This window comes from Desulfovibrio sp. (assembly GCF_047607245.1).
Taxonomy (GTDB): Bacteria; Desulfobacterota; Desulfovibrionia; order Desulfovibrionales; family Desulfovibrionaceae; genus Desulfovibrio.
The window spans coordinates 1-20,865 of record NZ_JASGDK010000162.1 but is presented as its reverse complement, the minus strand read 5'-3'; the positions used below and the strand labels follow the sequence as shown (position 1 = coordinate 20,865).

Genomic DNA, 20,865 nt, shown 5'->3' with positions numbered 1-20,865 from the left:
CGAAGCCGCCCGCGTTTACGAAGAAACGCACCCCCCCTTTGACAAGCGCCCCTTGATGATGCGCGCCCGGCCCCCGCGTCACATGGTGTGCAAGCCAGACATCGCGCTGTACATGGAAAAAATCAGCGTGAGCTTTGACGGCTTCAAAGCGCTTAACGACCTGACCTTCTATGTGGACAAGGGCGAGCTACGCTGCGTTATCGGCCCCAACGGCGCGGGCAAGACCACCATGATGGACGTGATCACCGGAAAAACCCGGCCTGATGCAGGTTCCGCATGGTTTGGCCGCACCTGCAACCTGCTGCAAATGGATGAGGTCGCCATCGCCCAGGCTGGCATTGGCCGCAAGTTTCAAAAACCCTCGGTGTTCGAGGCTCTGAGCGTGCTGCAAAATCTGGAACTGGCACTGGCAGGCGACAAAAGGGTATGGCCCACGTTTCGTGCGCGGCTCTCTGCCGACAACAAGGTCTTTATTGAAGAAGTGCTGTACCGCATCCGCCTAACGGAGCTGGCCCGGTTGCAGGCTGGCAAGCTCTCGCACGGGCAAAAGCAGTGGCTTGAGATCGGCATGCTGCTCATGCAGAAACCGCAGCTTCTGCTGCTGGACGAACCCGTTGCGGGCATGACGCCTGAAGAAATGGACCGCACCATCGATCTGCTGCACGACCTTGAAGGCGAACAGAGCATCATGGTGGTGGAGCACGACATGGAATTTGTACGGGCCATTGCCCACAGGGTAACGGTGTTGCATCAGGGCAGCGTGCTGGCCGAGGGCACCATGGACGAGATGCAGAACCACCCCGCCGTGGTTGAGGCCTATCTGGGGGAACCGATGGGCGCTGCCTAGGCTCTGCCTGGCATCTGGTCAGCCGCTGGCTAATCTTGGGCGGGCGCATGCTGCAAACAGCCAATTTTCGAATCCCCTGCTCCAGGAGGAGCGTTATGCTGCATATCACAAGTCTTAACCAGTTTTATGGCGAAAGTCACATCCTGCGCGACGTTAACCTTGAGGTAAAGGCCGGTTCGTGCGCCTGCCTCATGGGGCGCAACGGCGTGGGTAAAACCACGCTGCTTCAGTGCATCATGGGTGTGTTACCCGCACGCTCCGGCCATATTCTCCTTGACGGAACGGACGTGCTTCCTCTGCCTGTGGAGCGACGGGCAGCCCTGGGCATCGGTTATGTGCCGCAGGGCCGCCAAATCTTCCCCCTGCTGACCGTGCGCGAAAACATGGAGCTCTCGCTGCCCATGCGCAAGGATAGGGCCGGGGCCATTCCTCCGTTCATCTTTGATTTTTTTCCCGTGCTGGGCGAAATGATGCACCGGAGAGGCGGCGATCTCTCCGGCGGCCAACAGCAACAACTTGCCATTGCACGGGCTCTCACGCTGGAGCCGCGTCTGCTCATTCTGGACGAACCAACCGAGGGCATTCAGCCCAATATTGTGCGCGACATCGCCACAACCATTCGCAGACTCAACGAAGAAATGGGCCTCACCGTGCTGTTGGTGGAACAAAAAGTGCCTTTTGCCCGCCGCATGGCAGATACATACATGATTATGGATCGTGGGCACATCGTTTCGCAGGGCAACATGCGCGGACTGGACGATGCCACTGTCAAAGCCTTTCTGAGCGTCTGATTTCCACCACGGAATCCAGGAGCAACCGCATGTCTGCCACCACCGCAAACCCTGCCGACAATCTCCACGGTCACTGCTTTACGCCTGACCGGCGCTGGAGCGCGCGCATGGAGCTGGATTTTTCGGTGCGGCAAGGGCGTACCACGCTGGCAAAAATGCAATTCAGCGGGCCTCTGCGTGTGCAGCGGCCATTCTATCCCGAAGCAGTGCCCACGAATGTGCCAGGCCGGGCGCAGGCATCCCAACCCTGCCACTGCTGCCTGCTGCATCCGCCTGGTGGCCTTGTAAGCGGCGACGACCTGAGCCTTGCCGTACGGCTGGAGCAAGGCGCGCACGCACTGCTCACCGCGCCCTCGGCCTCCAAATTCTACGCTGCAGATGCGCACAACGTGGCGCAACGCCAAGTCACAGACCTGCACGTGACAGGTGGCATGTTGGAATGGCTGCCGCGTGAAACCATCATCTATGACGGCGCGCGGGCCGAAATGCGTACATTGGTGGAACTGGACAATGCCAGCGCCTGCATTGGATGGGAAATGATCTGCCTTGGCCGCCCTGCCGCCAATGAACGTTTTACCCAAGGCAGCGTGCGTCAGAGCCTCAACCTTACTCGCGAGGGCATACCCATACTACATGAGGTGCTGCGTTTTAAAGGCGGCGATGCTCTGCAAAAATGCGCCTGCGGTCTGAGAGGTCAGGCGGTTTCCGCCACCCTTTTTGCCGTGGGGCGCGGAGCGGATGGCGGGCAAGACCTCACCACACTGGAAGCATGCTGCACCGCCCTGCAAGGCATACTCTCGCCCAACCGCGATTTTGATGCTGCACCCGATGATATGCCTGATGATGCGCCTGAAAGGCAAAGCCCTGCTGCTAGCGACAGTTCTGCCCAGGCCAAGTCCGCTCCCCTGTCTGCCCACATGGGAGAACGGGCCGGAGCCACTGTGCGCGGCGAAGTGCTTGTGGTGCGTTATCTGGGGCCGGACATGGAAGAAGCGCGCAACCTGCTGCTGACGGCTTGGAATATGCTGCGGCCAGCGTTGACCGGTTGTTCGCCGCACATGCCGCGCATCTGGTACGGAGCTTTTTAGAGCATTTTCACTTTGAAATTGCTCTGGCCACGGCGTGAGCCGTCGCCCGCAGCGAAGCCGTAAGTGTAGCTTCAGCCATTGCCCGCAGGACTTACGGACGAAGACAGCACCGCTATTTATTTGCGTTGTTAGACGCCGAAGCGAGCGTGCCGTAAATGTTGAGAATGTACATTTTCAAAATTGATCTGCTCTGGAGTACTTTGCAGACAAGCTGCGACCATACTGTGTTACGGAAATAATGCGGCGTGCCGCGTACACTGGAGGTATAATGGAACTTTTGCCCAGAGAAAAAGACAAACTACTGCTTTTTACCGCCGGATTGCTGGCAGAAAGGCGCAGGGCTCGCGGTCTCAAACTCAATTACCCCGAGGCTGTAGCCTACATCAGTCTGGCCGTGCTTGAAGGCGCGCGCGACGGTCAAAGCGTGGCCGAACTCATGGGTTCGTGCCGCAACCTGCTTGCGCGTGAGGACGTCATGGACGGCGTGCCCGAGATGATCCACGAAGTGCAGGTGGAGGCCACCTTTCCTGATGGCACCAAGCTTGTGACCGTGCACGACCCCATTCTGTAATCAGGGCCGCCCACTGGCAACCCACAACGGCAACCCGCATGAACACACAAGGGGGGCGCATGATTCCTGGTGAAATTCATATTGCAGAGGGAGACATAACCCTCAACGCACTTTCAAAAGGGCACGAGGTGGTGCTGGAAGTTTCCAACACCGGCGACAGACCCATTCAGGTGGGTTCGCACTACCATTTTTTTGAAGTAAACCCTGCCCTGATTTTTGCCCGCGAATCAGCGCGCGGCATGCGGCTCGACATACCAGCCGGAACCGCCGTCCGCTTTGAGCCGGGGCAGAAACGCGATGTCCGCCTTGTGCCTTACGCCGGAGCCCGCCGCGTGTTTGGCTTTCGCGCCCAGATCATGGGGGCACTTGATGCCGAAGCCCCCAGGGAGGAAAAAGCATGATCCGCATCCCCAGAAGCCAGTATGCCGAACTGTACGGCCCCACCACGGGCGACCGAATCCGCCTTGCGGACACGGAACTGTGGATCGAAATTGAACGCGACCACACCGTTTATGGTGATGAAGTCTGCTTTGGCGGCGGCAAGGTCATTCGCGACGGCATGGGCCAGAGCCAGATCAGCAATGCTGACGGCGCTATGGACACCGTCATAACCAATGCAGTCATTATGGATGCGGCCCTCGGCATCATCAAGGCCGACCTTGGCATACGCGGTGGCCGCATCGCCGCCATTGGCAAGGCGGGCAACCCCGATGTACAGCCCCATGTGGACGTGATCATCGGCCCCGGCACAGAGATTATCGCTGGTGAAGGCTGCCTGCTCACCGCTGGCGGCATGGATTCGCACATCCATTTCATCTGCCCGCAGCAGGTGGAAGAAGCCCTTGCCAGCGGCATCACCACCATGCTTGGGGGAGGCACCGGACCTGCCACGGGCACCAACGCCACCACCTGCACCCCCGGTCCCTGGCATCTGGAACGCATGCTATCCGCCACAGACGCGCTGCCCATGAATTTTGGCTTTCTGGGCAAAGGCAACGCCGCTATGCCCGGAGCCCTGCGCGAGCAGCTCGAGGCGGGAGCTTGCGGCTTGAAACTGCACGAAGACTGGGGCACCACCCCGGCTGCCATTGACACCTGCCTTACCGTGGCTGACGAATACGATGTGCAGGTCGCCATCCATACCGACACGCTCAATGAGGCGGGCTTTGTGGAAGACACGCTGGCCGCATTCTGTGGCCGCACCATCCACACCTATCACACGGAAGGAGCAGGTGGCGGTCACGCGCCCGACATCCTGCGCGCCTGCTCCCTGCCTAACGTGCTGCCTTCATCCACCAATCCCACCCGACCCTACACGGTAAATACCGTGGACGAACATCTGGACATGCTCATGGTTTGCCATCATCTCAACCCCTCCCTGCCAGAAGACGCGGCCTTTGCCGATTCGCGCATCCGGCGCGAGACCATTGCCGCAGAGGATATTTTGCAGGATATGGGCGTGATTTCCATGATTTCGTCCGACTCGCAGGCAATGGGTCGCGTGGGCGAGGTCATCACCCGCGCATGGCAGACCGCCCACAAAATGAAGGTTCAGCGCGGCCCCCTGCTCGAAGACCGCGGGAACGGCAACGACAACTTCCGCGTACGCCGATATCTGGCAAAATACACCTGCAATCCTGCTGTGACCCACGGCGTTTCCCACGCAATCGGCGCTGTTGCCTCCGGCCTTCTGGCCGACCTCGTGTTGTGGAAGCCCGCCTTCTTTGGGGTCAAACCATCGCTGGTCATCAAGGGCGGGCAGATTGCCGCCGCGCCCATGGGCGATGTCAACGCCTCCATCCCCACGCCGCAGCCCATGCACTACCGGCCCATGTTTGGCGCATTGGGCCAAGCTGCGGCTGCCGCCAGCCTGAGCTTTGTTTCACGCGCCTTTATGGAAAACGGCGGCAAAGAGCGGCTGAGGGAGATGGGACTGCGGCGTGGGCTTTCCCCATGCCGGGACACGCGCACCCTGTGCAAGAGCGACCTTTTGCTTAACAGCGCCACACCGTCCATTTTCGTGAATCCGCAAACGTATGAAGTCCGCGCTGACGGCGAAATACTCACCTGCGCTCCGGCGGAAGTGCTGCCGTTGGCGCAACGGTATTTTTTGTTCTAACTGTATTGTTCAAACCATGCCCAAGGCTGGTTCAACTAGTGTGGATATATACAATTTGAAGGTTAAAATGCTTTAGGCAACCATCCAAGGAGCGGCCATGCTGGAATTTACCGAAAACATGGGGCAGCACACCAATCTGGAGCCTACGGCCACCCTTACCCTGACCTGGGAGCAGCGAGGGAAATGCCGTCAGCGGCTGCGGCTGGACAGCGGCGAAGACGCAGGCCTGTTCCTCACGCGCGGGCAGGTTCTGCGTGAGGGTGATATTCTGCGCGCCGGGGAAGTGCTGGTGATTGTGCGCAATCGCGCGGAACCCGTGGTGACGGGCATTGCCCCCAACTGGGCAACTCTGGCCCGCGCCTGCTATCACCTTGGCAACCGCCACGCCGCCTTGCAGCTTGGGCAGAAGTGGCTGCGCTTTATGCCCGACCACGTGCTTGAAGAACTGGCGGAAAATCTGGGTCTGCGCCTGCGCCGCGACAATCTGCCCTTTGTGCCCGAAGGCGGTGCCTATGGTGGGCACGGACACAGTCATGGCTGAATTGGCGGCTGGACTTATGAATGATCTGGCATCCGAGCTGCCACTTCCTGCAAGGGCGCTGGCAGGCGGAACCTGCCTTGTTCAACAGCGCACAGCGCAGAGGCAGGCGGAAAACTTGTCAGGGCAGGCCGGGCCGCATGATAGCCGGAGCTGTAACCACAGGGCATGGCATGGGCCGCAGTTTGGTCTGACAGCCCTGCTCTATCTGGCGGGGCAATCCCTGCCTGTTGGCGGTTTTGCATGGTCGCAGGGCCTTGCTGCCGCCGTGGAGCGGGGGCATGCAGACACTGCGGAAGGCGTGCGCCGCTGGCTTTGGGGCGTGCTGCGGATGGGCTTTGCGCACAACGATCTGCCCCTTCTGCTGCGTATGCACGCGGCAGCATGCAGTGCTGATGCCGATGCGCTGTCCCGCTGGAACGCTCTTATGCTTGCCGGGCGTGAAAGCCGCGAACTGTGGCAGGAAGAAATCCAGATGGGACGTGCCCTGCGCCGTATTTTGCACGATCAGAACATGCTGCCGCCCTGGCCGTTGCCTGACACTGCGGGATACACAGCCTGTTTTGCAGTTGCCGCCGTCATGCTCGACCAGCACGCACGCAGTATGGAACCTTGTTGCGATCCTGCCGCGCAGCAACGCGACGGGCTGGACGCGGCCTGCGCCTATGTGTGGAGCTGGCTGCAAAATCAGGTGGCCGTCGCTTGCAAAACCGTGCCCCTGGGGCAGACCGCCGCACAAAAACTGTTGCTGGAGTTCATGCCTGCCGTGCCGCAACTGGTGGTCGAGGCAGCGACCCTGCCCGATGAAGACATCGGCTCCAGCCTCCCCGGCCTTGCCCTGTGCAGCGCCGGACACGAACGACAATACACCCGACTTTTCAGGAGTTGAACGTCATGACCAATAGACCCTGTCTGCGAGTGGGCGTTGGCGGCCCTGTGGGTTCCGGCAAAACAGCCCTCTTGCGCCACCTGTGCGTGCGCCTTCGCAAGCACTACAATATGGCCGTCGTCACCAACGACATTTACACCCGCGAAGATGCAGAATTTCTGCTGCGCCACAACGCTCTTGAAGCCGACCGCATCATCGGCGTTGAAACGGGCGGCTGCCCGCACACCGCCATTCGCGAAGACGCCTCAATGAATATTCAGGCCATTGAAGAGCTTCAGGTGCGTCACCCCGGCCTTGAGCTGGTGTTAGTGGAAAGCGGCGGGGACAACCTGTCCGCTACGTTCAGTCCGGAACTGGCCGACCTCACCATCTATGTCATTGACGTAAGCGGCGGCGATAAAATCCCGCGCAAGGGCGGCCCCGGCATCACCAAGTCCGACCTGCTCATTATCAACAAGGTTGACCTTGCGCCCATGGTGCATGCCTCGCTGGACGTGATGGAGCGTGACACCCGCCGCATGCGCGGCGAACGCCCCTATGTACTGACCGAAATGCTTTCCGGAGCTGGCATTGAGGCTGTGATCGCCTTTATCATTCGCGAGGGTATGCTGCGGCTGCCCGGCCAGACCACATAGTGGCGAAAAACAGCCAGCGCCTGACGAAAACGCAATCTTTACAGCAGAGGCGTCTGCATAGGCTCTGAGTCACAAACAAAATTGTTCAACTACTAATCGAGTCCCATCTTGGGAATCGAATCAGTCAACATAAGGATTACAGCTAGCTAGTTGTAATCCTTTTTTGTTTTTTCCTAGCTTGAAATACACCTTTCCGGCCCTTTGGCGCCCCCAATACGCTCCGTCCCCACAAGGATCACAATGGGGTCACAAGCGAGCCGATGTATGGCGCACAGTACCTCCCCTACCTTCGCGTGTAGCCTCACACTATCACTGTGCCACCTTCAGACAAGCAGCCTCAGGAATCCGCGATCCTCATTAGCGAGTTGATTCAGCGCCAAACCATCACATTGCTAGCTGACGGTGCATAAGGAACACTCTTTAAAAGACTATATCAACCGTTTGGAAAATCTAATTGATCCTTCTTGGCGACAACGGCGTACCACTAATTTTTAACTTGGTACCAAAGACCAATATCGGCCAATCTGAACCAATTTCCACACTGCACATTGTAAAACCGCCCATAATAGCATAATAAATCGTCAACAACCATATCAGGAGATGTAATGCAGCGGTATTCCACGGGTGCGTTTATGCGCGGGTGCGCTCTATTTTTTCTCTGCGTTCTCGCATTGCCCGCTGCGATTTTCGCCGCTCCCGACGCTCCCCCAAAGTCTGAAAAACGCATCCCCGGCCCGATGGTGCTGCCGCAGGCATGGCCGGGGGGCGAAACCATACCCGCGCATCTATTCGCGGTGATGAATCATTTCAGCCTGGCGGAGTACAAGCCCTACAGAGGTTCTTCACCATACACCATGCGTGTTCCTGCAGGCCCGGCCAAGGGAATGAAAGTCGGCCCAAAGGATGCAGATCAGTTCGTCAACGTATTCAAACTTCGCTACGGCATTACCGACCGTTTTGAAATTCGTACGGCCACTCCCTTCATCGACCTGAACCTTAACAACCACAACGACAACGGTTCATGGAAGGGCGGCTGGGGTGACACCACTATGATGCTGCGGTACGGAATTATAACACGCAGTGAAAATTCTCCGTTTTCCGTGGCCCTTGATCTCGGCGTCACCCTGCCCACCGGAGAGGTGGAGGACAAGGACAAACATCTTGCCACCAATGCTTTTTCTGTCATTGCGGGCGGTGGCTTCAGTTGGGTCGATCATAACCAGCGCGTGGATCTGGACGGCCGCTACGCGGCCTATACCGAAGGCGCGCATGGCATCAAACCGGGCGATTTTGCACTCTTCCACACCCATTACTCTTGGGCGCTCTCGCGTTATTTCGACATCGGCGCGGAAGCGTATTACCGCATTGAGCAGCAAAGCGAAATAGATGGTAAAGGCCAGCAGAACGGTTTTCAGGAAATTTATGCTGGCCCCAAAATCCAGTTCAAGCCGCTGGATGCCCCCTTTGTTATGCTGGGCGTGGCGGTGCTATTCCCCGTGTACCGCGATTACGACTATATGAAGGACGATTTCACCTCCATGCGCTTGTCCACAGATACCCGCTATGAGTTTTCCATCCTGATAGCCTTTTAAGGAAGATTCCGCGCTATGCAGCAAAAAACGCCCTCCCCCCAAAAACCGCGTACAGCCGCGCTGTACTTCACTCCCCGCCTCACCGGAGCGCTGTCTTCCATACTGGATGTTCCTCTGACCTTTGTGGAAGCTCCTATGGGCTACGGCAAAACTGTGGCCGTGCGCGAAATTCTGGCCACGATCCCGGCTCGGGCCATATGGGTTTCCGTGCACGGGCCTTCGTCAGACGCCTTCTGGCGCACTTTATGCCGCGAGCTTGCCAGCGCCTTTCCACGCTGTGCGGCTATTGCGGAATCGCTTTTGCTCTTAGGTTATCCTTATGATACCGCGCGTGCGCATGAAGCACGAGAAATTTTTTCGGGCTTCTCATTCAACTGCAAAATCGTGCTGATCGTTGATGATGTGCACTTTCTGGACGATGACGGGCGCGGGCTGACCACGTTGTGCGATTTGCTGGCCCAAAGCGACATTCCGAACCTGCGTCTGACCTTGATCAGTCGAGCCGCTTACACAGGCAGACAGGAATTTTTGGAATTGAAGAGTCTGTTCCGCCAAGTAGGACGGGAGTACTTCACTCTGGCACCGGATGATATCCAGCACTATTACGCGGCCTGCGGCGTGACCGTGGATGTGAATGAAGCCCGCGCCCTGCATGAGCAGACCGGCGGCTGGATCAGCGCCTTGTATCTGCGCCTTCTCCACCAAGGCAAAGGCGGCGCTTTTGACCCGCAAAAAGGTGGTGTTCCGCCCCTGAACGGTCTCATTGAAAAAGAGCTGTACGCGCCCCTTTCCCCGGCGCTCAAAGAACTGCTTTTTGCTCTGGCTCCGTTGGAACAGGCCACGGCGGCGCAGGCGGATTTTTTGTTCAATTCCGATAGCAGTCCTTTGCTGGACGAATTGGTACGTAAAAACTCCTTTGTGTTCCTTGATCCGGCAAGCGCTACCTATACCCCACACAGCATTTTCCGGCAGTACATTTTGGAGTTGTTCGCCCGCCAGCCCAAGGCCCGGCAAAAAGCCGCCCACGCTCGCTGCGGCGAATGGTTCCGCACTCGGGGGGAGGCTGTACAGGCTATAGACGCCTTTTACGCCGCCGAAGATTTTGAGTCCGCCCTGACGGTTTTGGAAAGCGACATGGGCGGTAACTACGTCACGGAAAAAGCCCGTTTTTTTGTGGATATGTTCAAAGCCTGCCCGGAAGAAATTCTCGCTCGCCACTTGGGTGCTGCCTTCAAATACGCCATTGCCGCTTTCAGCGCGGCGGATTTTCCAGCCTTCGGCGCGCAAGTCGGCTGGCTGACGCAGCATTGCGCGGCTTTGCCGCAGGGGCGCGCGGGAGATGTCTGGCGCGGAGAATTGGAATTTTTGCTTTCTCTCGCCGCGTTCAACGACATCGAGGCCATGTCTGCGCACCACCGTCGGGCCAACGCGCTGCTGGCCCGCCCCACGCGTTTGTTCGGGCGGGATTCGCCCTGGACACTTGGCTCGCCTTCCGTGCTTTTCATGTTTTACCGTGAGAGCGGGCAACTGGCGGAAGAAATCCGCCGGATGCACGAATGCCTGCCCCATTATTATACGCTAGCTTCCGGGCATGGTTCCGGTGGCGAGTATTTGCTGGAAGCAGAAGCCGCATACAACGCCGGAAATTTTGAACAAGCCGCCGTCATTTGCCACAAAGCTGAGGCTATGGCGCTGCGGCACAGCCAACTTAGCAACGTGCTCTGTGCGTTCTTTTTGCGGATGCGCCTGGCACTGGTAACCGGAAATTTCACGGAAGCACGGCGGCTAGTGAATTCCATGCGCGGGTTGATTAAAAAAAGCCGCGACTATTTTTTGCTGCATACAGTAGATATCTGCCAGGGCTGGCTGTACGTGGCCCTCGGCCAAACAGGTGATCGTGACAGCGACAGGACCGGGGAAGAGGCCACCAGTTCAGGCGGCAGCGAAGCCGAAACTGTCCCGGCCTGGTTGCGGAGCGACCTGGGCGAAGACAGTCGCCTATATGCCTTTGCCAGGGGCACATATTACATTGTCCACGGCAAACTCTTGCTCCTTTCCGGTCAGTATACGAAAATTCTTGGCCTGTTCGGCTATCTGCTGGAAAAAGACGTATTCGGCAAAAATCTGCTCTTTGCCATATACGCGGGCATCTATCAGGCAGCAGCTCTGCTGGCTATGGGCAAAAATACTGAGGCGGCAAACACATTGCGGCAGGCGCTGGAAACTGCGTTGCCGGACGGCCTGTACATGCCCTTTGCGGAAAACGGCGATTTTCTGGCCCCGTTGCTGGCAGGAAACGGGGACACGGAATATGGGAACATGACCGAAATGTCTTCGCTTCGGACCATGTCCCCATATTGCTCCGGCCTTGCCGCCATCCGCCGCCTTACCGCCGCCTGGCAAAAGTCTCGCAACGGCATGGTTACACGACATTTTTCGCGTGGCAAAAGCCCGCTGACCAAAAGGGAACTGCAACTGGCCCGCTTGGCCGCAAGCGGCAAATCGTATGCCGCCATAGCGACGGAACTCTATATCGCTCCTACCACTGTGAAGAAAATTTTCGCGAACATTCACAAAAAATTGGGAATCCATAGCCGGAGTGAAATTGCGGCCTGGATCAAAAATACTCCCTAAAATACTCCCTCAGTCATATTTTATAACTCCAAATTCCAGTGTACCTAAGTGTATGCTGGAATTTTTCTTTTCCAACGAGTTCTAAATGATGTATGTTGATAAATTTTTTGCGCATTCAATCATTAGGGCTAGACATGGTCAGTGGAAAAAAAGGAGTGGGTGCATGGTTTGGAGAATAGGGCATGTGAGAAGGCATATACTTGGTCTGGCCCTTGGGATTTTTTGTCTGGCCTTTGCAGTGCCTTTTCCGGCTCATGCTGCGGCTCTTTCGGTCACAGGCGGTGACGGCGGTGACGGCACCAGCGGCGGTGTAGGCGCGAATGGAAGTGACGCCACACCTGCTGACAACAACGGAACCTTGTTTGACGCCATCACCGTCATCGGCGGCAACGGAGGCAACGGCGGGGGCGGCAACCGAGGCGGCAAAGGCGGCAGCGCCAGCCAGACCATGACCGGGGCGACCGTTACTACCGGTTCCATCCTTGTGCGCAGCGGCACCGGCGGAGACACCGGAACCTCCACCGGCATTCCCCCCGTGGCTCCTGACGAAGGCGGAGACGCTACCTTGCAGTTCACCGGGGGAACCACCGTCATCTCCACCGGCCCCATCACCGTCATCAGCGAAAAGGACGGTTCCAATGGTTCCTGGAGCGGAAAATCCACTCTAACGGTACTCGGCACGCTCATCGCGCCTTCCGTCACTGTTGATAACTCGCTAAACAATGGGGATATCAGCGTCAATATCACTACCCTGGACGTCAGGAGCCAGAATACGATCCTGACGGCCAAAGGGAATGTAGGCGCCCTAAATTTTTCAATAAACACGGCCAATCTTTCCGGCGGGCATGAACTTTTCATGGACTACGGCGTCGCAACTATGGTGATCAATAATCTGAACGTCAGCGGAAGCGGACGGCTGTTTGTAGCCGACGGCGGACAACAGGTCATCAATACCTTGAGCGCCCAGAACGCCAACCTGACCATTGTATTACCCGCCTCCTTGCAAGCGGGCGGCACCGTCTTGACCGTGGGCACTGCCAACCTGCAGGGGACAACCCTGACCGCCGGTTACGGATCCGTGCGCCCCAATCTGGCCGCGGGCGAGCAGTTTACCCTGATTCACGCCAACACGCTGCTGAACACGGACGGCAATACCAAGCTGGTCATGCAAAATCTGAACGGCGACATTTATATCCTGACTGTTTCCGGCAACAACCTCATGGCCGCGCTGTCCACCCTTTCTCCCACCGGTCCGGCATACGAGCGCCTCAAGGCCTTTGCCGAAGGCCGTGCCGCCTCTCTGGCCTTTGTCAGTCAGGGCGCGGACCTCATTCTGAATCAGGGCATGGATTCGGCTCTGCGCGCCACGAGCGGGCCGGGCTTCTCGTTTAACGCCTTCGCTGCCGGGCAAGGCGGCTGGAGCCGCTACAACACCGGCAGCCACGTTGACCTTTCCGGTGCCTCTATGCTGGCCGGATTGGGGATAGGCAACAGTCTCGGCATTGGCCGTCTGACGGCCGGTCTGTTCTTTGAAGGCGGCTGGGGCAGCTATGATTCCTACAATAGTTTCAGCAACTATGCTTCCGTCAAGGGTAACGGCAACACCAATTACTACGGCGGCGGCATCCTGGGCCGTTACGACATAACCCAGGGCCCGGCATCTGGCCTCTATTTCGACGCCTCCGCCCGCATGGGCCGCATCAGCGCGAACTTCGGCAGCTCGGACATCAAATACAACGGCAGCAAAGCCGATTTCGACACCTCCGCGCCCTACTACGGCATACACGGGGGGCTGGGCTACCAGTGGAGCTTTACGGAAAAGGCCATGCTCGACCTTTCAGGCAAGCTTATCTGGACGCATCAGGGCAGCGACGACGTCACCGTGCATGACGACGAGGTGCGCTTCAAGGATGCCGATTCCCTGCGCACACGTTTGGGCGGACGCTTCAATTACGCAGTCTGCGACTACGCCACGCCCTACGTGGGCGCGCACTGGGAACATGAGTTCGACGGCAGGCAGCGTTCATCCGTCAACGGCGTGGACATCGGTTCGCCATCTCTCAAGGGCGATACCGGCGTGGGTGAGCTGGGCCTGACTTTGCGCCCGGTGAAGGATAGCGGGTTTTCCATTGACCTTGGTGTACAGGGCTATACCGGCGTGCGCGAAGGCGTGGCCGGGAGCTTACAGTTGAAATTTGAATTTTAGCAGGCTGCTGTGCAACACAGGACGAAGGTAACTATCCGACATTGCGTCTGTCATGACAACAGGAGCTCCTATGCCTCCAGCTGCACGAATAACTGACATGCACACCTGCCCCATGCAGACCCCAGCTTTTCCAAGCCCCATACCGCATGTGGGTGGGCCAATTCTACCACCGGGCTGCCCCACGGTACTGATAGGCTCTCTCCCTGCCGCTCGCGTGAGTGACATGGCTGTGTGCATCGGCCCTCCAGATACAATCATTCAAGGCAGCTCAACAGTATTGATCGGCGGACTGCCCGCTGCCCGCATGGGTGATGCTACGGCACACGGCGGCAGTATCGCGTTGGGATGCCCCACGGCTTTGATCGGATAAAAGATAGATTTCCTAGGGTCATGACTAGCTTTTAGCCCCTTATTGGCCTCTGTGCTAGTCATGCCCATTTTCTATTTACAAGATGATCGTGACGCTTTCTTAACGTGAATCGTAGGTGTAACGATGATCCACACTGGCCTTTGCGCGGTGCGCGATACTTTGCGGCGGCGGGTGGGAACCCGCCCCAACGGTGAGCCGTTTGTTCATATCACCTGCCCCGGCAAAGGAATCGAAGGACAACGGAATTACCTGGGACTAATGTTCATCGGTCTAGAGCAGGAAACATCCTTGCAACACGATGTGCTGCAGGGCATGTCGTTGGACGCCAATATTATTTTTATGCTGTACTCCGTTTTTGCGGATTATGGCGAAAGTCTGCGCCATCTCTCTAGTGCTCTGTCCTGCTTCCAAGAGACCAGTTCGGTCACACGCGCGGATTTTCCAGGTTTGAACCTGCCGGAACATATCCTCCATATCGAACCGTACTTTTTCCCCCTGGTGCAGCAACTGCAGACGTGGAATCCCTTTATGGATGATTCCATCCCCTTCATGTTTTACAAGCTACGCTCTCTGCGCTTTAGAGCGAAAAAAAGCGCTGCTCCCGCTGTTAAGGGAATTGACACAGCCTTCATGAAGGGAGGCAGTTAATGGAATACGCTGAATTTCTTACTCTAAGCATTGAACATCCGATTACAGACTTTACGCTCTGGCAAATCCTGCCCAGTGCAGCAAGCGAGCATTTTCTTTCAAGGCAGCGCCTGTTCCTGAAGTCTAACGGCAGATGCCTGACCATATGGGGTGAAACAAAATATACGCCTCCCCACAGCGTGATAGGGAAAACTGACGTCGATTCAAACCCGTTTCTAGAATGTTACCTATTTTGCAGTGAACCATATTTTATACGTGCGGGTGACATCCCTGTCTTTGCTCCGGGCCGTGAATTGCTGCTGTTTAGCGTTCCGCATGGAGATAAAAAAGAAGAAACGCCGCAAGTCGTCGCCTACAATCCGGAACGACGTAAAGAAGTAGCAGACGGTCGAAAAAAATATTTCGGCAGTGCCTTTGGCCAACCGCCTGTCGGCGTGGTTCGCTTTCCGTTGCCGGACAGGAACAAGCCCCTATGCCTGAGGCTTTCCATTCTGCCCCGCCGGATATTTTGGGTATACACAGTAAGCCCCAAACCGGAATTTTCGCTACATATACGCAGTGCTCATGATTTTCGTCTCATGACAACGGCGGATGAGGATTGTGTAGCTTTTATCTCGCAAACGCCGCTTCCTTTGGCAAAACGCGCGGCAGAAGGCGTTGATCTGATGATGGAAGACGGTCAAGGGCAACTTCTGCCGCTGCTTGAAAATCTTGCGGCTCCAAAGCTTACCCAGCTTAACTGGAATGCGGATCTGCAACAGTATACAGGCACAGTACATGTGGATTTAAGCTGTTTCGGCATCATCTCGTAACTGACCACAAGGAGTTGCCATGGCCAACAATTATCTGACTCCAGGCATTTATGTACAGGAAATTTCAACCTTGCCCGGTGTTGTGGTTGAAGTGCAGTCCGCCATCCCCGCCTTTATCGGGTACACAGAAAAAACCCGTTATGACGGGCGTAGCCTGCTGGGTGTACCCGAGCACATCCGTTCTTTTAAAGATTTTGAAGAACGCTTTGGGGGAATGTCAAAACTGTATCTTGAATCTATCTTAGTCACAAAAAATCAGAGCGGTCAGTTTTCCGCTGTAGATTCCGTACATTTTAAAAAATGCTTCATGTTATATGAAACTGTATACATGTATTTCGCCAACGGCGGTGGAGAATGCTATATTGTTTCCACCGGAGCGTATGAGGAAACAACAAATTACGAAAAACAGGTATTCCTTGATGCTGTGGCAGCCCTGGAATCTATCGATGACGTCACCTTGCTGGTCATGCCAGAAGCCGTGCTGCTGGGAGAAAGCTGCTACAGCGTGCAGCAGGCCGCTCTAGCTCACTGCGCCAAACGCATGAACCGTTTCGCCATTCTGGACATTAAAGAGGAGACTAAAGAAGGCAGCACCTTGCTGCATTGGCGGCATACTCCGAATTTTGATTGCTGGCGGAAAGACTGCCAAGAATTCCGTAACCGCATCGGCATCATGAACCTCAGCTACGGCGCAACGTACACGCCCTATATCATTGCAGACACGCCCACAGCCTTCAGCTATCACCATATCAAGGACTATCTGTTTGACGCGGATGCGCAGGCCGCATCCGAAGATGCTGGAAACCCTGCTTCCGCCAGGCTGGCCTTGGCCGATCTTGATCCGGTAGCGAAAAAGGCCATACAGGCGCTGGACACCGCGCTGGAGGACCGGGCCAACCTCATGACGGCCGTTGATGAAGCCAAAGTGGCGCTTTCAGATCCCAAGTCTAAAAACCTGCCTCGCTTTCTGTCCGAGGTGATCAGCAAAAAATATCCGACCCTTACGCAGGATAACATAAAACCCATTGCCGCAGCCTATATCCGGCTGTTTGCCTCCATTCTTGGGGTGCAGCAGGAAGACTTGGAAGGTGTATTGGAATATAAAAACTTCCAAAATCATACGATGTCAAAGGATATGATCCAGCATGCCCTAGACAGCTTGATGGCCATCACCGCAAAATACAGTGCTGTTGAGCATGCTGAAGATACGGTTAGCATACTTAAAGAACTGTATAACACTCTCATCGCGCTGACTCCGGATGTGTTTACAGAGCTTCACGATTGTTTTCAGGAACTTCTTTTCAACGAATTGTACACTGCCACCAGCAAAAATATAGATCGCCTTTCCGATGGGCTGCACAGCAATAGCGCTGTATATCGCTCCATCCATTCCGCTGTGCAGACAGCCTTACGCGTACAACCGCCAAGCGCCGCCATGGCCGGGGTTTACGCTTCAACTGACCGGCGGCGTGGCGTTTGGAAAGCACCGGCCAATATCAGCCTGACCAATGTGCTGGGCCTCACCCAAGTCATTACGGCCGATGTTCAGGAATCCCTGAACAGTGATTCCGTGGCCGGAAAATCCATCAACGCTTTGCGCAGCTTTCCCGGCCAGGGCCATCTGGTCTGGGGAGCGCGCACTTTGGACGGCAACAGCCAGGAGTGGCGCTATATTCCTGTGCGTCGCTTTTTCATCACGGTTGAAGAATCCGTGCGCCGGGCCACTACCTGGGCGGTGTTCGAACCTAACGACGCGAACCTATGGGCTAAGGTAAAAGGTACTATTGACAATTACCTGCTGCAAAAATGGAAAGAAGGGGCACTTGCGGGTGCAGCACCAGGTGAAGCCTATTTTGTCAACGTTGGGCTTGGCAGCACAATGACCGAGCAGGATATATTAGAAGGACGCCTGATTGTTGATATCGGCATGGCCGTGGTGCGTCCGGCGGAATTCATCATCTTGCGATTCATGCATAAAATGCAACAATCTTAATAACAAAGTGGGTGCACTATGCCGGATTCCGATTCCTCAACAATTTACCCCCTGGTCTCGTTTCGCTACTCCGTCATTTTCGACAATGACCCTATCGGGTTCAGTGAAATCAGCGGCCCCAATCTGGAATACGAAGTTATCAAGTACCGCGACGGCCTCAGTAAGCAGTACGGCGAAATGAAGCTGCCCGGCAGGCCCAAGGTAAGTGATGTTACCCTGAAAAAAGGCATATTCCCTTCTGACAGCAAGTTTTTTGAATGGATCATGACGAACCACAACAAGCTTAAACGTAAAGATATTGCCATAAACCTGCTTGATGAGGAGGGAAAAACCAAAATGGTTTGGACCCTGCTAAAAGCTTGGCCGATGAAAATTGAAGGGCCTACCTTCAAGGGTGACAGTAATGAGGTGGCTCTGGAATCTCTGACTTTGGCCTATGAAGAACTGAAAATAGAAGCTCGTTAATGCCCTTGCCCAACTCATACCCACTTATAGGCTTTCGCTTTAAAGTGGAGTTTGCCGGTATGGGCGAGCCCGTGGATATGAGTTTTCAAGAGGTGAGCGGGCTTGAGGTAAAGGTGGAGACCGAAGACCTCCGGGAAGGCGGTGAATATGGCTTTGTATACCGCCTGCCCAAGGGGCTCATACATTCCAACCTTTCGTTAAAGCGCGGACTCCTGACTGATTCCCGGCTTTCCCAGTGGGTCCGTGATGCCTTGGAGGACTTTACCTTCAATCCTTTACTGGTTTCTGTCAGCTTGCTGGATGAGGTACATACGCCTCTGATGACCTGGCAAGCCCATCAAGCCTGGCCGGTGCGTTGGTCTCTAACCTCACTGGATGCAACTGCAAATGCTGTGGTGATTGAGACATTGGAACTGGCTTACGCCAACCTGCGCTTGACCTATCAGCGGACTTAACACTTGGCCTGACAAGGAGCTATTCATGTCGGTGGAGATACGGGAAATCAGCATTTCAATGACCCTCTTGGACGAGCAGGATCACGGTGCGCGTTCTGCCGCATCTCCGGAAGATGGTTCTTCGGATGCACGAAGAACATGCCCCGATATGCAGATTGTGGTGGACAGGTGCGTTGAGGAAGTGCTGCAAATTCTGAAAGACCGTAACGAGGCCTGAAGGTCAAGGCAAGTATGGATGCCGCAACCTCAAAAATGGTCATTGAGACATATACCGATAAAACATATCGGTCCAAACTCAAGGACTATACAGTGCTTTTCAACCCTGAAGGCTATACCCTGGAATGGGGATTTTCCTTCAAAGAAAGCCCGCTGATTAACGGCGGAACCTCTATGGCCGTGGAAGGCATAAGCCGCTCGGTATTTGACATGAAGTTCATCATCGACGGTACAGGAGTTGGTGCCGCCGCACTGGGAAGAAGCTCAGTTAACGTAGCTGAGGAAATCTGGAATTTTATGGAGACTACGACGGTTTTCAACCGCAACTGCACGCGCAAGCCCAAGCCGCCCTTTTGCCGACTGGTCTGGGGCAATTTGTGCGCAAAATGCCTGGTAAGCAAGGTAAAGCTGGACGTCACGCTTATGGACAGAAAAGGCGCCCCCCTGCGCGCAGCCCTGACCGCCACTTTTCAAACAATCTACCCGGACAAGTGAGTATGTGCACGGACACCCCCCCGCACCTGAACCTGCTGTGCGCGGGTAAAGAATATGGCCAGTGGCTTACAGCCCTGACGCTTGTCCGCGAAATAGGCCGCATCCCTTTTATGCGGGCCGTTCTGGCCCTGGAAATGGGGGTTGAAGATTCTTTTGCGCCCGGAGATGCAGTGGAGGTGAAAGCAGGGGAAGACGGCAAAGCCGCAAGCATTTTCAAGGGGCAGCTCACCTCCGCCGGGTTCAGTCTGCGCGGCGGCGAACGCCTGTTACGCCTGGAAGCCCGGGATGCGGCGCACAACCTGACCCTTGGCCTGCAAACCCGCCTGTACCTGGACAAGAGCGACAGCGACATCTGCAAGGACATTCTCTCCGGGCACGGCCTGACAGCGGACATCCCGCACACCACGCTCAAACATGAACAAATGCAGCAGGCAGGGACCAATGATTGGGATTTTCTGCTCTCCCGCCTATGGGCTAACGGGCTGCTGGCCATAGTCAGGGATGGAAAGGTCAGCGCCTGTGCGGCGGATGCTCCGGTGTCCACCAATACGGTACGGGTGAACGGTGCAAGCGAGTCGGTGATGGAGCTGGAAACGCGGTGGGACAGCCGTTCCTGGCTGGATTCCGTTACGGTGAAAGCCTGGGATGAAGCAGCGCAAAAGGAAGTAGTACAAAAATCCTCCGGAGTGAAGCCGGAATTCCCCGGCACGGCAAAGCCCAAAGGCAAAGCTACGCAGGAGGTGCTCATTCCCCACGCCGTGGAGCCAGACGAAGCTAAGAACCTGGGCAAGGGTCTGCTCTGGCGGGCCGGGCTGGGTTTTCTCTGTGGCCGGGCGCGGTTGCGCGGCTATGACAAGGCCATGCCGGGTGATATGCTGCTCATACAGGATATCGCGGGCTTTGCCGACGGCTCCGCGCTCATCTGGGCTACGCGCCTGGAACTGCGTTCCGGCCTGTGCAGCCTGGATATACAGTTCGGCTACGACTTTTTGGAGAGGCTGGGCCAGCAGGGAAGCAACCCCGGCCTCGCCCATCCGCTGCAAGGCGGCCTGCCACAAGTTCAGGGGTTGTATTCCGGTAAAGTCGTAAAAATTTCCGGCGACCCGGATCAGGGCGGTCGCATCCAGGTGCATATTCCGCTGCTGCACGGGGAAGGCAAAGGCGTATGGGCGCGCATGGCAGCGCCGTATGCGGGAAAAGGATACGGCGTGGTCTTCCGGCCGGAAAAAGACGATGAGGTGCTCCTGGGCTTTCTGGGCGGCGACCCGCGCGCGCCGGTTGTTGTGGGAGCCTTGCCCTCCAAGGCCAACCCCGCGCCGGACTCTTTGTCCGCCAAGGATGAAAAGAACACCTGCAAAGGCTGGGCGAGCAAAAGCGGCCTGACCCTGCTGCTCAACGAGGAAGACAAAAGCCTCACCCTTGAGACTCCGGGTAAGCAGAGCGTGTGCCTCAACGACAAGGACGGGCTGATCAGCCTCACGGACAAGAACGGCAACAGCCT

Annotated in this window: 21 protein-coding genes; all 21 read left to right on the top strand. The window is 56.4% G+C overall.

The window, feature by feature from the left end:
* Nucleotides 1–847: urea ABC transporter ATP-binding protein UrtD (urtD, locus tag QM579_RS12260; protein ID WP_414999421.1), on the top strand; the 847-nt coding region annotated here is incomplete at its 5' end.
* Nucleotides 848–942: 95 nt separating this feature from the next.
* Nucleotides 943–1,638 (top strand): urea ABC transporter ATP-binding subunit UrtE, encoded by a 696-nt coding sequence (gene urtE, locus QM579_RS12255; RefSeq protein ID WP_414999420.1) that lies wholly within the window; start codon nucleotides 943–945, stop codon nucleotides 1,636–1,638.
* Between the two features lie 29 nt (nucleotides 1,639–1,667).
* A complete protein-coding gene (locus QM579_RS12250) occupies nucleotides 1,668–2,726 on the top strand; it encodes an urease accessory protein UreD (protein WP_414999419.1) in 1,059 nt (352 codons plus the stop codon).
* Nucleotides 2,727–2,994: 268 nt separating this feature from the next.
* The gene (locus tag QM579_RS12245) at nucleotides 2,995–3,297 is read left to right on the top strand and encodes an urease subunit gamma (RefSeq protein ID WP_414999418.1); all 303 of its coding nucleotides are present in this window, start codon (nucleotides 2,995–2,997) and stop codon (nucleotides 3,295–3,297) included.
* A gap of 59 nt (nucleotides 3,298–3,356) precedes the next feature.
* Nucleotides 3,357–3,698 (top strand): urease subunit beta, encoded by a 342-nt coding sequence (locus QM579_RS12240; RefSeq protein WP_414999422.1) that lies wholly within the window; start codon nucleotides 3,357–3,359, stop codon nucleotides 3,696–3,698.
* On the top strand, nucleotides 3,695–5,416 hold the full coding sequence (gene ureC, locus QM579_RS12235) for an urease subunit alpha (RefSeq protein WP_414999417.1): 1,722 nt from the start codon (nucleotides 3,695–3,697) through the stop codon (nucleotides 5,414–5,416). The genes QM579_RS12240 and ureC overlap by 4 nt, the downstream gene beginning before the upstream one ends.
* 97 nt (nucleotides 5,417–5,513) lie before the next feature.
* A complete protein-coding gene (gene ureE, locus QM579_RS12230) occupies nucleotides 5,514–5,957 on the top strand; it encodes an urease accessory protein UreE (protein WP_414999416.1) in 444 nt (147 codons plus the stop codon).
* Nucleotides 5,950–6,843 (top strand): urease accessory protein UreF, encoded by an 894-nt coding sequence (locus QM579_RS12225; protein WP_414999415.1) that lies wholly within the window; start codon nucleotides 5,950–5,952, stop codon nucleotides 6,841–6,843. The genes ureE and QM579_RS12225 overlap by 8 nt, the downstream gene beginning before the upstream one ends.
* 5 nt (nucleotides 6,844–6,848) lie before the next feature.
* Nucleotides 6,849–7,478 (top strand): urease accessory protein UreG, encoded by a 630-nt coding sequence (ureG, locus tag QM579_RS12220; RefSeq protein ID WP_414999414.1) that lies wholly within the window; start codon nucleotides 6,849–6,851, stop codon nucleotides 7,476–7,478.
* 605 nt (nucleotides 7,479–8,083) lie between these two features.
* Nucleotides 8,084–9,070: a transporter gene (locus QM579_RS12215; RefSeq protein WP_414999413.1), complete on the top strand. Its 987-nt coding sequence runs from the start codon at nucleotides 8,084–8,086 to the stop codon at nucleotides 9,068–9,070.
* A gap of 15 nt (nucleotides 9,071–9,085) precedes the next feature.
* Nucleotides 9,086–11,704: a LuxR C-terminal-related transcriptional regulator gene (locus tag QM579_RS12210; RefSeq protein ID WP_414999412.1), complete on the top strand. Its 2,619-nt coding sequence runs from the start codon at nucleotides 9,086–9,088 to the stop codon at nucleotides 11,702–11,704.
* A gap of 163 nt (nucleotides 11,705–11,867) precedes the next feature.
* Nucleotides 11,868–13,910, top strand: a complete 2,043-nt coding sequence (locus tag QM579_RS12205) for an autotransporter domain-containing protein (protein WP_414999411.1) — start codon at nucleotides 11,868–11,870, stop codon at nucleotides 13,908–13,910.
* Between the two features lie 70 nt (nucleotides 13,911–13,980).
* Nucleotides 13,981–14,280 carry a PAAR domain-containing protein gene (locus QM579_RS12200; protein ID WP_414999410.1) on the top strand — a complete coding sequence of 100 codons (300 nt, stop codon included), beginning with the start codon at nucleotides 13,981–13,983 and terminating at the stop codon, nucleotides 14,278–14,280.
* 123 nt (nucleotides 14,281–14,403) lie between these two features.
* The gene (locus QM579_RS12195) at nucleotides 14,404–14,928 is read left to right on the top strand and encodes a Pvc16 family protein (protein WP_414999409.1); all 525 of its coding nucleotides are present in this window, start codon (nucleotides 14,404–14,406) and stop codon (nucleotides 14,926–14,928) included.
* Entirely contained in the window at nucleotides 14,928–15,740 is an 813-nt protein-coding gene (locus tag QM579_RS12190) for a hypothetical protein (protein ID WP_414999408.1), read from the top strand. Before QM579_RS12195 ends, QM579_RS12190 begins: the two co-directional genes overlap by 1 nt.
* A gap of 19 nt (nucleotides 15,741–15,759) precedes the next feature.
* A complete protein-coding gene (locus tag QM579_RS12185; RefSeq protein ID WP_414999407.1) occupies nucleotides 15,760–17,733 on the top strand; it encodes a phage tail sheath family protein in 1,974 nt (657 codons plus the stop codon).
* A gap of 18 nt (nucleotides 17,734–17,751) precedes the next feature.
* Nucleotides 17,752–18,198, top strand: a complete 447-nt coding sequence (locus QM579_RS12180; RefSeq protein ID WP_414999406.1) for a phage tail protein — start codon at nucleotides 17,752–17,754, stop codon at nucleotides 18,196–18,198.
* On the top strand, nucleotides 18,198–18,653 hold the full coding sequence (locus tag QM579_RS12175) for a phage tail protein (RefSeq protein ID WP_414999405.1): 456 nt from the start codon (nucleotides 18,198–18,200) through the stop codon (nucleotides 18,651–18,653). The genes QM579_RS12180 and QM579_RS12175 overlap by 1 nt, the downstream gene beginning before the upstream one ends.
* 25 nt (nucleotides 18,654–18,678) lie before the next feature.
* On the top strand, nucleotides 18,679–18,870 hold the full coding sequence (locus QM579_RS12170) for a DUF5908 family protein (RefSeq protein WP_414999404.1): 192 nt from the start codon (nucleotides 18,679–18,681) through the stop codon (nucleotides 18,868–18,870).
* A gap of 14 nt (nucleotides 18,871–18,884) precedes the next feature.
* Nucleotides 18,885–19,364 (top strand): hypothetical protein, encoded by a 480-nt coding sequence (locus QM579_RS12165; protein ID WP_414999403.1) that lies wholly within the window; start codon nucleotides 18,885–18,887, stop codon nucleotides 19,362–19,364.
* Between the two features lie 2 nt (nucleotides 19,365–19,366).
* The coding region (locus tag QM579_RS12160; protein WP_414999402.1) for a phage baseplate assembly protein V at nucleotides 19,367–20,865 on the top strand (1,499 nt) is incomplete at its 3' end.

Excerpts from the sequence above, each read along its gene's own strand:
- QM579_RS12240 (WP_414999422.1), top strand. The coding sequence starts at position 3,357 with ATGATTCCTGGTGAAATTCATATTGCAGAGGGAGACATAACCCTCAAC.
- QM579_RS12190 (WP_414999408.1), top strand. The coding sequence starts at position 14,928 with ATGGAATACGCTGAATTTCTTACTCTAAGCATTGAACATCCGATTACA.
- QM579_RS12195 (WP_414999409.1), top strand. The coding sequence starts at position 14,404 with ATGATCCACACTGGCCTTTGCGCGGTGCGCGATACTTTGCGGCGGCGG.
- ureE (WP_414999416.1), top strand. The coding sequence starts at position 5,514 with ATGCTGGAATTTACCGAAAACATGGGGCAGCACACCAATCTGGAGCCT.
- QM579_RS12185 (WP_414999407.1), top strand. The coding sequence starts at position 15,760 with ATGGCCAACAATTATCTGACTCCAGGCATTTATGTACAGGAAATTTCA.
- QM579_RS12200 (WP_414999410.1), top strand. The coding sequence starts at position 13,981 with ATGCCTCCAGCTGCACGAATAACTGACATGCACACCTGCCCCATGCAG.
- urtE (WP_414999420.1), top strand. The coding sequence starts at position 943 with ATGCTGCATATCACAAGTCTTAACCAGTTTTATGGCGAAAGTCACATC.
- QM579_RS12245 (WP_414999418.1), top strand. The coding sequence starts at position 2,995 with ATGGAACTTTTGCCCAGAGAAAAAGACAAACTACTGCTTTTTACCGCC.
- QM579_RS12210 (WP_414999412.1), top strand. The coding sequence starts at position 9,086 with ATGCAGCAAAAAACGCCCTCCCCCCAAAAACCGCGTACAGCCGCGCTG.
- QM579_RS12170 (WP_414999404.1), top strand. The coding sequence starts at position 18,679 with ATGTCGGTGGAGATACGGGAAATCAGCATTTCAATGACCCTCTTGGAC.
- QM579_RS12165 (WP_414999403.1), top strand. The coding sequence starts at position 18,885 with ATGGATGCCGCAACCTCAAAAATGGTCATTGAGACATATACCGATAAA.
- QM579_RS12225 (WP_414999415.1), top strand. The coding sequence starts at position 5,950 with ATGGCTGAATTGGCGGCTGGACTTATGAATGATCTGGCATCCGAGCTG.
- QM579_RS12175 (WP_414999405.1), top strand. The coding sequence starts at position 18,198 with ATGCCCTTGCCCAACTCATACCCACTTATAGGCTTTCGCTTTAAAGTG.
- QM579_RS12250 (WP_414999419.1), top strand. The coding sequence starts at position 1,668 with ATGTCTGCCACCACCGCAAACCCTGCCGACAATCTCCACGGTCACTGC.
- ureC (WP_414999417.1), top strand. The coding sequence starts at position 3,695 with ATGATCCGCATCCCCAGAAGCCAGTATGCCGAACTGTACGGCCCCACC.
- ureG (WP_414999414.1), top strand. The coding sequence starts at position 6,849 with ATGACCAATAGACCCTGTCTGCGAGTGGGCGTTGGCGGCCCTGTGGGT.
- QM579_RS12215 (WP_414999413.1), top strand. The coding sequence starts at position 8,084 with ATGCAGCGGTATTCCACGGGTGCGTTTATGCGCGGGTGCGCTCTATTT.
- QM579_RS12180 (WP_414999406.1), top strand. The coding sequence starts at position 17,752 with ATGCCGGATTCCGATTCCTCAACAATTTACCCCCTGGTCTCGTTTCGC.
- QM579_RS12205 (WP_414999411.1), top strand. The coding sequence starts at position 11,868 with ATGGTTTGGAGAATAGGGCATGTGAGAAGGCATATACTTGGTCTGGCC.